The sequence below is a fragment of the Kosakonia sp. SMBL-WEM22 genome (assembly GCF_014490785.1).
In the GTDB taxonomy this organism is placed as follows: Bacteria; Pseudomonadota; Gammaproteobacteria; order Enterobacterales; family Enterobacteriaceae; genus Kosakonia.
The window spans coordinates 3434117-3449824 of record NZ_CP051488.1 but is presented as its reverse complement, the minus strand read 5'-3'; the positions used below and the strand labels follow the sequence as shown (position 1 = coordinate 3449824).

The 15708-nt window shown below is 52.5% G+C and carries 10 protein-coding genes and 4 pseudogenes; 7 read left to right on the top strand and 7 right to left on the bottom strand.

Annotated elements, in window-relative coordinates; translation table 11 throughout:
- Positions 1 to 53 precede the first annotated feature (53 nt).
- Genes arcC through ygeW form a run of 5 tightly spaced genes read right to left on the bottom strand, consistent with a single transcriptional unit; the run spans position 54 to position 6173 of the window.
- Entirely contained in the window at positions 54 to 986 is a 933-nt protein-coding gene (gene arcC / locus HF650_RS16520; protein ID WP_187799549.1) for a carbamate kinase, read from the bottom strand.
- Positions 983 to 2404: a dihydropyrimidinase gene (gene hydA / locus HF650_RS16515; RefSeq protein WP_187799548.1), complete on the bottom strand. Its 1422-nt coding sequence runs from the start codon at positions 2402 to 2404 to the stop codon at positions 983 to 985. The genes arcC and hydA overlap by 4 nt, the downstream gene beginning before the upstream one ends.
- A 51-nt stretch (positions 2405 to 2455) precedes the next feature.
- Positions 2456 to 3667: a YgeY family selenium metabolism-linked hydrolase gene (locus HF650_RS16510; protein WP_187799547.1), complete on the bottom strand. Its 1212-nt coding sequence runs from the start codon at positions 3665 to 3667 to the stop codon at positions 2456 to 2458.
- A gap of 60 nt (positions 3668 to 3727) precedes the next feature.
- A complete protein-coding gene (gene dpaL, locus HF650_RS16505) occupies positions 3728 to 4927 on the bottom strand; it encodes a diaminopropionate ammonia-lyase (protein WP_187799546.1) in 1200 nt (399 codons plus the stop codon).
- 58 nt (positions 4928 to 4985) lie between these two features.
- Entirely contained in the window at positions 4986 to 6173 is a 1188-nt protein-coding gene (gene ygeW, locus HF650_RS16500) for a knotted carbamoyltransferase YgeW (protein WP_187799545.1), read from the bottom strand.
- A gap of 478 nt (positions 6174 to 6651) precedes the next feature.
- Between ygeW and HF650_RS16495 the strand changes: the two genes are divergently transcribed.
- Positions 6652 to 8421, top strand: a complete 1770-nt coding sequence (locus tag HF650_RS16495) for a sigma-54-dependent Fis family transcriptional regulator (protein WP_187799544.1) — start codon at positions 6652 to 6654, stop codon at positions 8419 to 8421.
- A 64-nt stretch (positions 8422 to 8485) separates the two neighbouring features.
- On the opposite strand, the pseudogene HF650_RS16490 reads toward HF650_RS16495, so the two are convergent.
- A pseudogene (locus HF650_RS16490) lies at positions 8486 to 8575 on the bottom strand (DUF987 family protein); the annotation flags it as partial.
- A gap of 13 nt (positions 8576 to 8588) precedes the next feature.
- Positions 8589 to 8726 (bottom strand): annotated as a pseudogene (locus tag HF650_RS25340) (JAB domain-containing protein); the annotation flags it as partial.
- A 452-nt stretch (positions 8727 to 9178) separates the two neighbouring features.
- Here HF650_RS25340 and tssB point away from each other — a divergent pair.
- From tssB to HF650_RS16455, 6 genes and pseudogenes are all read left to right on the top strand, one after another.
- Positions 9179 to 9727, top strand: coding sequence for a type VI secretion system contractile sheath small subunit (gene tssB / locus HF650_RS25335; protein ID WP_223284183.1), 549 nt, complete (start codon positions 9179 to 9181; stop codon positions 9725 to 9727).
- Positions 9718 to 9912 (top strand): annotated as a pseudogene (locus tag HF650_RS16475) (hypothetical protein); the annotation flags it as partial. The gene tssB and the pseudogene HF650_RS16475, both read left to right, overlap by 10 nt.
- Positions 9913 to 10033: 121 nt before the next feature.
- Positions 10034 to 10249 (top strand): annotated as a pseudogene (locus HF650_RS16470) (hypothetical protein); the annotation flags it as partial.
- Between the two features lie 509 nt (positions 10250 to 10758).
- Positions 10759 to 13425, top strand: a complete 2667-nt coding sequence (locus HF650_RS16465) for a glycosyltransferase (RefSeq protein WP_187799541.1) — start codon at positions 10759 to 10761, stop codon at positions 13423 to 13425.
- The gene (locus HF650_RS16460) at positions 13425 to 14873 is read left to right on the top strand and encodes a radical SAM protein (RefSeq protein WP_187799540.1); all 1449 of its coding nucleotides are present in this window, start codon (positions 13425 to 13427) and stop codon (positions 14871 to 14873) included. The genes HF650_RS16465 and HF650_RS16460 overlap by 1 nt, the downstream gene beginning before the upstream one ends.
- A 3-nt stretch (positions 14874 to 14876) precedes the next feature.
- Entirely contained in the window at positions 14877 to 15668 is a 792-nt protein-coding gene (locus HF650_RS16455; protein WP_187799539.1) for a hypothetical protein, read from the top strand.
- The last annotated feature ends 40 nt before the right edge of the window (positions 15669 to 15708 follow it).

Genomic DNA, 15708 nt, shown 5'->3' with positions numbered 1-15708 from the left:
ACAGAGTGAAGCGCCGAGCGCGGTCAACTGATCGGCGCAGGACCGGCCGCCAGTTACTGGCTAATCAGCGTGCCGGTTTTCCCCTCAATGCCCGCTTTCGCCTGGCGTAGCCCGGTGATCAGCGCCTGGCGTCCGGGGCGTGAGCGGGCAAAGGCGACAGCGGCTTCCACCTTCGGCAGCATCGAGCCTGCGGCGAAGTGGCCTTCGGCGATAAAACGCTCCGCATCCCGGACCGAAAGCCTGTCGAGCAGCTGCTGGTTGGGCCTGCCGAAGTGCAGCGCCACTCTCTCGACGGCGGTAAGAATGATCAACATATCGGCATCGATCATGGCGGCGAGCGTGGCGCTGGCCCAGTCCTTATCGATCACCGCGCTGACGCCGCGCAGATGCTGCCCCTCACGCACCACCGGAATGCCGCCGCCGCCGCAGGTGATCACCACCTGACCTGCCGCCATCAGCGCTTTCACCGTCTCTTTTTCAATGATATCGACCGGTTTTGGCGAGGCGACAACCCGCCGGTAGCCGCGCCCGGCATCCTCCTTCATGGTGTAGCCCTGGCGGATAAGCGCTTGTGCTTCCGCTTTGGAAAAGAAGGAACCAATCGGTTTATCCGGCTGGCTGAAGGCGGTATCGCCCGCTGCTACTTCCACCTGGGTTATCACCGTGGCGACGGGTATATCGAGGTTGCGGGCGAGCAGGGCTTCGCGCAGGGTGTTTTGCAGATCGTAGCCAATATAGCCCTGGCTCAGGGCGACGCAGACCGACATCGGCAGCATCGGCGTATGCGCCTCGGTTCTGGCGGCAGCCTCGAAGGCGAGGGTGATCATGCCCACCTGCGGGCCGTTACCGTGGGTGATCACCACCTGGTGACCGTGGGCGACCAGCTCCGCTATTGTTTGTGCAGTCTGCTGTAGCGCCTGCATCTGCCCGGCAAGATCGCAGCCGAGCGCATTTCCGCCGAGGGCGAGAACAATCTTTTTCTTCATAGCACACTCTCTGGTTGCAACGGTTCCGCTGACGGCAGCGTAAGCGGCTGAAAGGGTTGACGGCGTAAAAAGCGCCCCTGGCCGGCAACGCCGGTAAAGACGCCGTTATCGAAGATCACCCGCCCGTGTGACAGGGTCTGGCGGATCGCGCCCTGGCAGATAAACCCCTCCCACGGTGAGTAGTCTGCATTGTCATGCAGCTTGTTGTGATGAATGGTGGTGGTGCGCTGCGGATCGATAATCACCACATCGCCATCTGCGCCGGGGGCTAACACCCCTTTTTGCGGCCACAGGCCGAACAACTTCGCCGGGTTAGCGCTGGTAAGCGCGACAAAGCGCGTGGGTGAGATGCGCCCGGTCATCACCCCATAGGAGAAGAGCAGCAGCAGGCGATTTTCCACCCCCGGCAGCCCATTCGGGCAGCGGCTGAAATCGCCGCCGGAGAGGCTCTGGCGCTGGGCCAGCGAAAAGGCGCAGTGGTCGGTGGCGACGGTGTTAATCGCGCCATCGGCAATGCCGCCCCACAGCGCATCATTGTGGCGGGCGTTACGCAGCGGCGGGCTGAGCAGATACTTCAGCGCGTCCTGGCGTTCGTAGCAGCGCTCGTCGAGCAGCAGATACTGCGGGCAGGTCTCCACCCATACCGGCTGCTGCTGCGCGCGGGCAAGCCGCAGGTACTCCAGCCCCAGTTGGTTGGAGAGGTGCACGATATAGAGCGGGGCATCACCGGCCAGCCGCGCGAGGTTAATCACCCGGGCGATCGCCTCCGCCTCACACTCCGGCGGGCGGCTCAGGGCGTGGTAGCGCGGCGCGGTTTTCCCGGCATTGAGAAATGCCGCGCGGCGCTGGGCGATGGCGGCATCGTTTTCCGGGTGGACGGTGGTCAGCGCGCCGGCCAGATGCAGATGGCGCATCGCCTGCAAAATCTCATCATCGTTCAGTTTGTACTGGTAGGTGAGATAGAGTTTGAAGCTGCTGATGCCGCTCTCTACCATCATCGGGATCTCATCCAGAATGCCGTGGTTCACATGCTGGATCACGCCGTGAAAGCTGTAGTCGATCACCGCTTTATAGGCGGCATAGTTATGGTAAACCCCTAGCTGGTGGCGCAGATGGCAGCCGGGCGGGCCAAAGCCCATATGATCAACCACTGTGGTGGTCCCGCCGCAGGCCGCCGCGCGGGTGCCGGTAAAGAAGTCATCGCAGCTGCGGGCAAGCCCGGTATCAATGTTGAAATGGGTGTGAACATCAATGCCGCCGGGCATCACATAACAGCCCGCGGCATCAATCACCCTGCAAGAGGCATCGGCCTCGATTGTACTGGCAATCTGTTTAACCCGCCCGGCTTCAATAAGCAGATCCGCGCAGGTACTCTCGTCAGCATTCACGACAAGGCCATTTTTTATCAGTATGCGCATAGAGGCTCCAGAACGCCCGCCATACTGTGAGGCGGGCATGAGATCGACAAACTACGCACTCGCCAGCCAGCTTAGCGGGATCGCAGCATACATCGCCGCGCAGGTGACCAGATGCGATTTCCAGGTCTTCTCATTCGGCGCATGGGCTTCCGGCTCTTTACCTGGGCCAAACCCGATTACCGGAATGCCGTGGCGACCCATAATTGAGACGCCATTGGTAGAGAAGGTCCACTTATCCACCACCGGCGCGCTGCCAAACAGCCCCTCATAGGCGTTGTAGAGCGTGCGCACAGTGAAGTGATCTTCGTCCACTTTCCACGTCGGGAAGTAGCACTCGGTAGGGTAGATAAGCCCGGTCCACGACGGGCGGTCATAGCTGTACATCGACACCACCGCCTCGGCCCTTTTCACCGCCGGCAGGGTGCGGATCTCCTCCAGCGCACCTTCCCAGCTTTCGCCCCAGGTGAGGCGGCGATCGATTGAGATAGCGCAGCTATCCGCCACCGCACATCGGCTCGGTGAGGTGAAGAAGATCTCCGAGACGGTGAGCGTGCCTTTGCCGAGAAAATCATCATTTCCCAGACGCTGCGACAGGCCCTCCAGCTCGCTGAGAATCGGTGCCATTTTGAAGATGGCGTTATCGCCGCGCTCGGGCGCGGAGCCATGGCAACTGACGCCATGCACATCGACACGGATCTCCATGCGCCCGCGATGACCGCGGTAGATCTGGCAATTGGTCGGTTCAGTGCTGACAACAAACTCCGGGCGAATGCCGGATTGCTCGATGATGTACTGCCAGCAAAGACCGTCACAATCCTCCTCCTGCACGGTGCCGGTCACCAGCAGTGTGTACTCATCTTCAAGGCCGAGATCTTTTATGATCTTCCCGGCGTAGACCATCGAGGCCATGCCGCCCTCCTGATCGGACGCGCCGCGCCCGCCGATCAGCTCATCGGTTTCGATGCCGTGATAGGGGTCAAAGCCCCAGTTTTTGATATTGCCAACGCCGACGGTATCAATGTGCGCATCCATCGCCAGCAGCCGCGGGCCGTGGCCGATATAACCGAGCACATTGCCCATCGGGTCGATCTCCACTTTGTCGAAGCCGACGCGCTCCATCTCCTCTTTGATGCGGTAAACGACGCGCTTCTCATCGCAGCTTTCGCTGGGGATGGCGATCATATCGCGCAGGAAGCGCGTCATATCCGCTTCGTAGTGGTGTGCCTTTTCAACAATTTGTTTAAACGGGATAACTTTACCCATCGTTTTTTCTCCAGTTATGATGCTTGCCGCCTGGCGGGAGCGGCGCAGATGCAGGGGAAATTATTCAGCCGCCGGATGCTTGCCTGCCCACACCACCTCGCGATAGTGCTGCGCATCGGTATCGCCTTCGGTGCTGATCAGCAGCACTACCGAGTCATGATCAAGCTGTAGGCTCTTTCTCAGCGACTCGCCCTGCGGGTGCAGCGGGATAGCGGCGAGCAGGCCCGCGCCGACGGCGCCGGATTCGCCGGAGATGATGCGCGGATCGTCCCCCAGCGGATGGCCGAGCACGCGCATACCGAGCGCGGCGACGGCATCTTCACAGGCGATAAACTGACTGGCGCAGTTGCGCAGGATCGTCCAGCCGAGCGGGTTAGGCTCGCCGCAGGCGAGGCCCGCCATAATGGTCTCCATCTCGCCGCTCACCTTGACGATCTCGCCCTTCACGGCGGAGCGGTAGAGGCAATCGGCCCGTTCCGGCTCAATAATCACGCTGTGAAGATGCCGGGCGTCGAAGGTTTCTGCCAGGTAGTTCAGGACGCTGGCCGCCATTGCGCCCACGCCTGCCTGCAGGAAAACGTGAGTGGGGCGGGCAATGCCCATTGCGGTCATCTGTTCAACCGCTTCATCAATCAGCGTGGCGTAACCCTGCATGATCCAGGTGGGGACTTTGGTGTAGCCGGGCCAGGCGGTATCCTGCACCACCTCCCAGCCATTTTTTTGCGCTCGTTGCAGGGTAAAGCGCACGGTATCGTCGTAATTCATATCGGTGACGATGCACTCGGCTCCAAGGCGCAGAATGGCATCGACCCGCTCCTGGGCGGAGCCTTTAGGCATATAGATAACGGCGTTCTGCCCGAGCTGCTGCGCCGCCCAGGCGACACCGCGCCCGTGGTTGCCATCAGTTGTGGTGGCAAAGGTGAGCTTCTCTTTGCAGCTCGCTTTGAAGTGCTCAAATGAGAAAGTGTTGATATCAAGATGATATTTCTCGCACAGCAGCTGCGCGATGGCGTAAACGCCGCCAAGCATTTTGAAGGCGTTAAGGCCGAAGCGCTGTGACTCATCTTTCACCAGAATCGTATCGACACCGACGCACGCCGCCAGCGCGTTCAGCGCATAGAGCGGGGTGGGCTGATAGCCCGCCAGTTTTTGATGGAACAGGCGCGCCTGTTGCGCCTGCTGGCGGCTGAAGCGCGGCGAGGCTTCGCCGGTAAAGAAGCGGTTTTCGGCAATATTGATACGCAATGGAAGAGCGGACATGTTCTAACCTTCTCCATAATGTCAGAAACAGTAAGTGGCCGACTGGCTAGCCGGACGGTTACAAAATGCGTTTTTGCGCGTCGGTAAACAGCTGTTCCAGCAGCTGGCCCGGCTCGGCATATTTGCGACAGAGGATCATCGAGGCGATGATGTAGGGCTTCCAGCTCGCCTCTTTGTAGGTGGCAATGCGGAATTTTTCGAACACCTCAGCCGCGACTTCGCCTTCGTCGCAGGAGACGCCGCTGATATCCGCCGGCAGGCAGTGCATATAGAGCGCCTCGCCGTTGCGGGTAGTCGCCATCAGCGCTTCGGTACACTCCCACTCTTTATGGCGGGCGTTCTGCGCCAGGCAGTGCTGCTCCAGTGCTTTCAGCCCCTGATGATCGCTGGCGCGCAGCAGGTCGGTGCGCTGCTCCATCACCGTGTAGGGGGCCCAGGATTTCGGGTAGACGATATCGGCATCCTTAAACGCTTCTGCCATATTATTGACCTGGCGGAAGCTACCGCCCGAAGCTGCGGCATTGCTTTTTGCCACTTCAATGACATCCGGGATCAGGTCGTACCCCTCCGGGTGGGCGAGGGTGACCTCCATTCCAAAACGCGTCATCAGCCCGATGATCCCCTGCGGCACCGAGAGGGGTTTGCCGTAGCTTGGGGAATAGGCCCAGCTCATGGCGATTTTTTTGCCCTTCAACGCCTCCAGCGAGCCGAAGTGTTCACGCAGCCAGGCGAGATCCGCCATCGATTGGGTCGGGTGGTCAATATCGCACTGCAGGTTAATCAGCGCCGGACGCTGCGGCAGCACGCCCTGTTTATGCCCATCATCCAGCGCTTCGCCCACTTCCCGCATCCAGGCGTTACCGGCCCCGAGATACATGTCGTCACGAATGCCGATGGCGTCCGCGCAGAAGGCGATCATATTGGCGGTTTCACGTACCGTTTCGCCGTGGGCAATCTGCGATTTCCCCTCATCGAGATCCTGCTGCGCGAGGCCGAGGAGATTGAGCGCCGAAGCATAAGAGAAGCGGGTGCGGGTCGAGTTATCGCGGAACACCGAAATGCCCAGCCCGCTGTGGAATACGCGGGTGGTGATATTTTCTGCACGCAGCGCTTTCAGTGCCGCGGCGACATCAAGCACCTGCTTTAGCTCATCCGGCGACTGCTCCCACGTCAGCAGAAAATCCTTCTCGTGCAGATTCGAGTGCAGGGTGCGGATCTCCTTGATTAATTCAGTAACAGTTTTCATTTTGCAATCCTGATTAAGAGTGACGGGATTACGCGTGGCGGTGCGGTTGCAGGGGAGTGTGACGCGCGACGGCCAGCGTGTAGTGGCAGCCTAACAATAAGTGTGCCACTTCCCGCTGGCTGCGCTGGTGGGCGGGTAAAGGGGCGGAATTATGCGAGCAATATCACGATTTTTTACGAGGTTGTGCAGAAAAGAGGCAATACGCTGACGCGTGCGAACAGACGATGCGGTGGCGATGAAAAGGCGAAACGATAAATGCGGGAAAATTGACCGGGAAATAAACGCTAAATTGATAAAGCGCGAAGCGGAATTATCAAATTGATAGCGAAATGTGATAGCTATTACATATTTACCATTCGTCACAAAGCGGTCGGGGAGGGTTATTCCGTAATAAGAGACGGGGGATGTTATTCTGCGGTAAAGGGAAACTAAGCGAAAAATGCTGTTAAAAGTTTGTGAGCAATAAATAAGGACGATTATGATTCCATCCACTACGCCCTCCATTTTGATGCAGATTCAACCTAAGATACAAAAATTCGCCGGGATGCTGGCAAGCGTTCTGCAGCTGGAAGTGGAAATTGTTGATAATTTATTATGCAGGGTAGCCGGAACGGGAATATTTGATACGCAAATTGGGCGTAAACTCAATACAAGTTCGCAACTTTTACGCCACATTGTTGAGTCAAAAAAGGAGAAAGTGGTGACCCACTCGCGCTTCGATCCCTTCTGTGATGGTTGCCACAGCAAAGCGAACTGCAAAGAGAAAGCCTTTATCGGCACTCCGGTTATCTATCATGGGCAGTGTGTTGGGGTGATAAGCCTGGTAGCATTAACCCACGAGCAGCAAGTGCGTATCAACGACAATATTCAGGCCTTTTCAGATTATGTTCGCCATGTCTCATCGATATTTGTCACGCGCTTTCTTCAGGATCTCTCCAGCAACGATAATATTCAGAAAGTTTTTTTAACCATGATCGAGTTTATGGACCAGGGCGTGCTGGTAGTCGGTCACGATAATAAAATTAAATTTGCTAACCCTTCGGCACTGAAAATTATCGGTGCCTCCGCAGGAAATATGATTGGTAAGAGTATTCACTTTCGCCCGCTAACCTTTGAAGACCATTTCCGCCACGGCCATATGCAGCACGTCGTTTCATTTGATGATAAGAAAGAACTTATCATTGGTCAGTTGCATGCGGTTCAGGAGCAGTGGTTATTTTTAATGGCCTTTCACCAGTCACACTCATCAGCAGAATTAAGCGCCGCTCACGAAGAGCCTTTAATTGAGAGCCTGATCGGGGAGTGTCGCCCGATGCGACAGTTGAAAAAGCTGATTCACCGCGTCGCGCCCGGCCCTTCGAGCGTGATGATTGTCGGCGAGAGCGGCACCGGCAAAGAGGTGGTCGCCAGAGCGATCCATAAACTGAGCGATCGCAGCGTCAAACCATTCGTTGCCATCAACTGCGCGGCGATCCCGGAGCATCTACTGGAGAGCGAGCTGTTCGGCTACGTTAAGGGCGCGTTCACCGGCGCATCGACGAATGGCAAGACAGGGCTTATTCAGGCGGCAAATCATGGCACCCTGTTTCTCGATGAGATTGGCGATATGCCATTAACCCTGCAGGTGAAGCTGCTGCGCGCGATAGAGTCGCGAGAGGTGCAGCCGGTGGGTGCCTGCCACCCGTTGCCGGTGGATATTCGTATCATCTCCGCGACCAACCAAAACCTTGCGCAGGCCATTTCTGAGGGTAAATTCCGCGAGGATCTCTACTATCGCCTGAATGTTATCCCGCTGCGTTTACCGCCGCTGCGCGAGCGCCAGCAGGATATTGAACTACTGGTCCACTACTTCCTCCATCTGCATACCCACCGGCTGGATCTGGTCTACCCCGGCGTTGCGCCGGAGGTGGTCGCCTTTCTGCAACGCTACCGCTGGCCAGGCAATATCCGCGAGCTGAGCAATCTGATGGAGTACCTGGTCAACGTCGTCCCCTCCGGCGAGATTATCGATATCTCGCTCTTACCGCCCAATCTGTTGAGCAGCGACAACGTGAGCGGAACCGGCGCGCATGTTACAGCAGCCGAAGGACGGGCAGAGAGCGTTACGGCGCTGGAGGAGATGGAGCGGCAGATGATTTTTGATGCGCTCTCGCGCTACGGCAATAAAAAGCAGGCAGCGGATGTGTTGGGGATTGGTATCGCTACGCTGTATCGCAAAATTAAAAAGTATGCGCTGGAGGGGGTGTAAATAAAGAGGAAATAGTCGGGGCAGAATATCAGTATGCCCCTTCAGGAATCGAACCTTTAATCAATCTATATTTTCCGGTACAGAAGCGAAATAACCGGGACGGCGGATGCTGACGGTATAACGACATCGCCTGACGTTTGCTGATGATTTTCATCGTTATATATTCCTTACAGCCAGCCACCTTCGGCAAAAGACACAATATCCATCCCGCCAATCATCAGATGATTCAGCTGGCGAATATCAACCACCTCCAGCGCCAGTTTCAGGCGTTCTGTCATTAACCTGTCGACCTTACTGGGTTCAGCGGACAGTAAATAAAACGTTCTCCGCCGGGACATAAAATCGCTTATGTTTCTGTCGTGTTCCTTATGGCTATTTCTGTATTTCCCACATAAAGCAAAGCTATGATTCTCTGCCTCTTTTAACTCTTTCTTATCTGAAACCATATCTTTAAAAATGCATGGGTATTTTAATCTCCCTGATACTGATGCAAATCAATACATGATCCCTTAATTAACTATTGTCCGTTTGTTTTTATTATTGCGACATAAATGCCTGTTTTATGTGCTGGTGGTAGTTCATTTTACTGCCATGGCAGTGCAACCCTTCATTAACATTCAGTGGAAAATTCTTAAGAAATTTCTATATGCAGATCAAAGATTTGTGTTTTTTATATTAAGTCGATTATTATTCTGCTGACGCGGGTAAATCACTTTAGTCTGAAAGTGCGCGCAGCGATAAACCGAGGGATGATGAGATGGCTGATAGTTTCCAGAATGAGGTGCCAAAGGCACGTATTAATCTAAAGCCTGGCTTGCATACAGGGGGAGCCAGCAAGAAAACCGGGCTCCCTCTGAAATTACTGGTGGCGGGCGACGTCAGTAATGGTCAGGAGTCTGCACCCCTATCTGAGCGCAAAGAAATTAGCTTAAACAAAAATAATTTTGATTCTGTTCTTTCCGAATCTTCCCCAAAGATCAATCTGACAGTTAAAAACACCTTGGCTGATGACGGCAGCGAAGACAACATCAGCCTGGCCTTCCAGAGCATGAAAGATTTCACCCCGGAACAGGTCTCCCGGCAAATCCCTCAGTTGCACCTTCTATACCCCGCGCTCGCTGGGGGATGTGAGTCTTTAACTCTTTGCGGTGCTGCGCTCATGAATAAATCCGAACTAAGTCAGATTAAACGTATTTTCTACCCAGGCTGGCTGATGGCCAGCCAGCTGCGAGGTGGTCAGGAAGTCCGGGACGGGGAAGGGCTCTTTCGCCGGGCCTGTCGTCTGGTGCAGGAGGCAACCCGGTGATGCACGACATCAAGGATCCTTCCTACGAAAAGCACAACCATCTGGAGCAGATTGAGCTGCGCTACGAAAAAATCACCTGGACGTACAAAGACGGCAACATCATTCATTCCGATTCCTGGAACGAACGCGCCACTGCGTTAGTCGCGAGTGGGCAGAGCTTCTCTGTCCGCTTCTTTTTTTGCTGAGCGTCTACCGCTGCGGGCGTTCAGCAAAAAAAATCATATCCCGGAAACAGACCTTATGGGCCTGGGTGATGGCCAGGGGCGGTAGCGTGCCTGAATGATCCTAAACAGTGAGCAAGCAAACATGGAAAACCCGGCAATCCTCCTTCGATGTCTCAATCCTTACTGCGTCCGCGCGATGGAAGGGGCTGCCTCTCTGTGTCAGATCCGCGCCCATGCAGAAATCCTGCCTGAACACTGGCTGCTGAAACTGCTGAAACTGCTGAAACTGCTGAAACTGCTGGCGCAGGGCGAAGGTGACCTGACGGTGCTGGCACGGGGAAAACATGATTGGTCAGTCACTTGCTGGCTTAAGCAGATAAAATATTAATGTTAACGTGGTGCATGAAAAGGTAACCAAAATATTATTTTTTTTGAATGGTGACTTATATCTTTATTATTAAGTAAATTGGCCTTTGATTTGTGTCTGTATCCGACAATATCTTAAATATGGCCAGATGTACGCCATCGCAATTTAAATGTAAACAGTTCAATGAATAATAAAGCATATGGCAATTATTCTTGATCCTGATTGTTGTCAGGCATGGAAAATTGAGTGTAAATTATCTTTTATTTTTATTCTGATTATCTACGCAGTCATCGCGGGGGATGAAGACCGAAAAGATATCGAAGGTTTTGGTCACATTCATCTGGACTTTTTTTGAAGTTTTACGGTGATTTTGAAAACGGGATGCCTTTATATGGCACGATCGTCAGAATAGTAAGTTGTGTAAGTGCTAAAAATTCACGAGAGTTTTATTAACAGTATTAAAGAATGCCATTCAATAAATGAAGGAGGAGGTAGTCACTATGGGTGTCTACGGTCAAAGATATGCAATGTTCATTTCTTTCGATGCCGTAGCCGTATCGGGTATTACGGTGGAAGCGTTGAAAATTTCACAAAGTCTTAAGCAGAAAGGTATTAAGTCCTATCTTGATCTCGGTTACGATATAAAAGTCGATAAAGGCAATTTTAATAAACCCTACGATCATGAACACGAGATTTATCACGACGTGTTTACGTTGACACGTATCAATGATATTACTTCTGTTCCACATTACTCCCCCGAATTCATTGATAAAATCCATGCCGTGCTGATCGGAGAAAAGCTCGCTGTATCTCCTGAGGAAAAATCAAATATCATTACAGCCGCAGGCGAATCATCACGGGCTTTAGCGGAGAGAATCGTTCTTCAGTGGGAACAACTGCAAATCTGTATCGTTATTGTTGAAAACGGTACGCTTCCTGAAAATATTATCTACACCAGAGCGCTTTATCTCGCCATAGAGCAGTATGGTCGTCGTCATCAGCTTAAGAATTTCGTTATCTGGCGAGATCACGATCTGATGTGGAACAGCGAAAAAAATATTATGAAATACGGCTTGCCGCCGTACGACCATGCCATTAAACCGGTGAAATCCCCCTTCATTAGTTACGTCACGCTGAACAACGATCTTAAAGAGAAACTGGAAGAGTGGTGCAAGCGGGAAGTGAATATTCACGTCGTCAAAAATACCTACAGTTTTACCCCTCAGCAGTCTTTGAAAAATATTCGTGCTTCGCTGGATATTCCTGCACAGGATATTGTCATCGCCAGAACAACACGCATCATTCCGCAGAAACGCCTGGACCGTGACGTAGTGCTGATTCAGCGTCTTAACCACCTGTTCAGAGAGCATAACATTGATAAAACGGTATGGTTGCTGATTGCTGGTGATACTCACGAACATCCCCGGCATACCGCAGATCTTGAACAGTTAACTCATAAGCTGGATGTCGGTGCCTGCGTGAAGTTTCTTGGCCCGCTACACCATAATTTTATGCCGATGAGCCAGGGCAAAATCACAATTGAGGATCTCTATCATTCCTGCGATGTGGTCTCATTCCTTACCTCATGGGACTACGACAGCTATGGAAATCCGATCGGCGAAGCCATCAGTAGCCACCGCTGTTACATCTCCACACACTACGAATACTACACAGAAGTTTACGGCCAGCACGGTTTCGAAGCCCCGGTAATGAGAATATCAGATGGTGAGGACGGTCTTCCTGACGAGGATTTTATCAATGAAGTCTTTCTACTGCTGACAAATAAACCGGAAATGGATCGAATTGCCGCGAAGAATTTTGCCATTGGCAAAAGAATACTTTCTAACAACGTTATGGATATCCTTAATATAACCGCACCAGGAGTAAATATGCGCGATAACACTTTTGTCTCAGTAGTACTGCCTGTTTACAATGAAAGTGACAGAATTTATGAGGTATTAGCATCATTATTTAATCAACAAACTCATGGCAGATTAATTACGCATGATTCGTATGAAATCATTATTGTAGATAACAATTCTTGTGATGATTCAGTTGAGAAGATAAATCAGTTCAAAGAAAAATATCCAGCTATGGATGTTCATATTATTCAGGAGAAAATTCAGGGCGTCTCTTCGGCTCGTAAATGCGGTATGGATTACGCATCCCTGCGCTCACGCGCTCGCGATGCCCGGTTGGGCAAAAGCAATAAGCATTATATTGTCTCAGCCGATGCGGATTGCACCGTTGATCCCTACTGGTTGCATGCGCTGATAGAAAAAATGATCGCTGATGATGGCGATCTGGGCACCTGTAATTATTACTACAACCGCGATGTTTTCCTGGAGCGGCCAAATCTGTTTCGAGAAATCCAGAAAACCCTGAGCTGCCGCGACGTTTCATTCTCGCTGTTTGGTGGCTTTCCGGACGGAAAGGGCTTTGCCGTAGAGCGCGGACTCTATGAAAAAATTGGCGGAATCGAAATATTTTATCAGCTGGAAAAAGGTCGCTTTGTCGAACATCTTTCCGACGACTGGGATTTTGGTATTAAAGTTATTGCCTTTGGCGGCAAACCGGTTTATGCCAAAGAATCTTTTGTTGAAATTAACAGCCGCCGCGTGGACACCATTATTGATGACGTAATTAACGGCGTCGCTTACGGCAGCGACGGCATCATTATTATGAAAGACGTTCGTCCGGACGTGTCCATGCAAAAAAAGGCCCTTGTCGATCTTAATGAAGAGCAGGCCAGACAGGGATGGGAATACTCAATAAAAGATTATATTCCGAAGAATATCATTCTGCCGGTACTGCTCAATCCGCATATTTTATTAGAAAATGAGTGCGTACGAGACTTTTTCTCACCTTCAGTTGCAGATCGGCTTTATCAGCGCATTCATGCCATCAAACGCGAAATGAGCATCATCGACTTCAAACCTATTCATAGTTATAAAACGCCGGCCTATCGGCTTTACTTCGAATTCCGCCACGAGATATTTGCTGCCTTGCGCAACGCGGTCGGGGAAGACATTGGCTTTGCACCGCCGCTGCCGGCCTGTTTTGAAGATGTAGCTGAAAAAGATTTCGAACGTTTTGTCTGGTATTTCTGTGAAGATCGCGAGTCCGGTGAAGCCCATAACTACTTTGCCAATGGGGGGGTATTCTGATGGAGAATGACGCTATTGCATCATTAAAAGATCTCGATCCTGCCTACCCGGTTCCGGCGGTGTACCATTTTCTTTTACAGCCTGAAAACCAGGAATTTTTGGATTATGTCCACAAAGATCCATTTGGCTGCCACGTCTTTCCTGGTGATATTGAGAACTACCCGCTCGAGTCCTTTTTTTCCGATATGGAACAGGGCATTCGCGAAGCAAAACAGATCCATCTTTGGGCTTATATTCCTACCTGCCGGTATCGCTGCCATTTCTGCCAGTTCCCGACGGTTATTCTGAATCCTGAGTCAGCGTCGGCAGAGGGGATATTCCGGGATCTGGTTGATTACAATATTAAAGAAGCCAGGATGTGGCTGGAAAAAGTGCCGAGTCTGGCAAAGGCGGAAATTGGCGAGTTCAATATTTTCGGCGGCACGCCTTCCCTGCTCCCGGAGCCTGAGTTGCGCCGACTTATGGACTTCTATTACACGCATTTCAATTTCTCCGCAGCGACGCTGCGCTTTGAAGGTGAGCCTGGAACGCTGAACCGTGAATATCTCGGCATTCTGAAAGAGCTGGGCTTCAGCAAAATCAGCTTTGGGACTCAGTCTTTTAACGATGCCATCATTGCCTCCAGTGGCCGCCAGCACACCGCCGATGAGTGTGAAGAGACCATTCGCTGTGCTCGGGAACAGGGCATCGACTGGGTAAGCGTTGATCTTATCTACGGTATGCTGGGCCAGACCGTGGATGATGTGAAATACGATATTGAACGCATCCTGGCGCTTGATCTCTCGCATGTGGTATGTACCAAGCTACACATGGAAGAGTTCATGAAAACGCGCACCGGCGTTTCCGGAGAACGCGAAAGCCTCTGGCAAAAGAAAGGGCTTATCAGGACGAACGGTATGACCTTTCCGGGACTGGGCAAGCAATACCAAATGCGTGAGCTGGTAGAGAAATACCTCAAAGGGAACTATCGCGAACACCCGACGATGTATTTCCACCAGAATCACCGCGAAGCTGAAAAATGGAAGGGGCTGATTACCGACCTCGATAAGCAATATCCTGAGGTGGCTATAGGTCTGGGCGGCAGTTCAAAATGCACCCGCGCTGAAGCCATTAATATCACCCACTATAAACAATATAAGCAGTACCTCGATGAGGGCCGCCTGCCGATTGAAAAAAGCCATGGCATCTCGCCCGGACAGCGCGAAGTGAACGCTTTCAAAATGGCGCTCTCCACGTTGATCCCGGTTGATGACAGCGTATTCTCGAAACGTTTTAGCGGTAAAAGCTTTTTAAAAAACCACATCATCAAAACCACGCTGGAAAAGCTGCAGGAGAAAAAGCTGGTTGTTATCGAGCAGGGTGTAGTTACTCTGACGCCAGTAGGCACGACGCTTGTAGAAGCGATCATTAATACCCAATTCACCTTAACCGATGCCGGGCAGGAGTAAACCATGAACCCTTCTTCAACCTCACCGGTCTTCAGCCTGTATTATATCGCCATCGACACTGAAGCTGGCATTACTCCGCAGGCCTTTGAAACGTTTGTCCGGAACAAAGGTGTGCATATTCCCTGCTACCCGGGCTGGCGCTGGACGCTACTTCGTGGGCTGCGCGGTGAACGTGCCGGGCAATATCTGATGTTGTTTGAAATTGAAAATGCAGAATTGCGTGACCGCTACCTGACCGCTGACGGCAACCAGACAGCGCTTGCCCGGCAGTTCTGGCTACAACATCCTGAGGCAGAAACGCTGCTGGCTGAATGGCGTGGCTATGGCACCTTCAGCGAGTTACCAACGCTGTTCACCGATTATCGCCTGCTGGCTGAGAATAAAAAAAGCACCGTTCTGCCCGGGCCCCGCTATCAGCATCAGCCCCCTGTTGCGAGGGTAATTGGTATTCACAATCTCGCGCTGCGCCCGAACATCAGTGCAGAGCAGTTCGAAAGTTTCATTGCAGATAATCATCACCGTATTGAAGATTATCGCGACTGGAAATTCCGGTTGTTAAAAGGAGAACGCGGTAACCGGCTCGATCAATATGTGGTTCTGATGGAAATCGCCAGCCTGGACGCGCTGGATGTCTTTTATCCCGAACCGGATATTGCCACGGATGAAGCGGCTAAGTTTGCCAAAGCGCACCGGGATACCAAACAAATGTACGAAGAGTGGAAAAAGCTTGCGTCATTTTCCGGGTCACCGCAGATTTATACCGACTATATCTCGGTAGCTGAAAATCTTAATTAGTCATTATGGGGATACGTGTCTGAAGGACCAGACACGATAC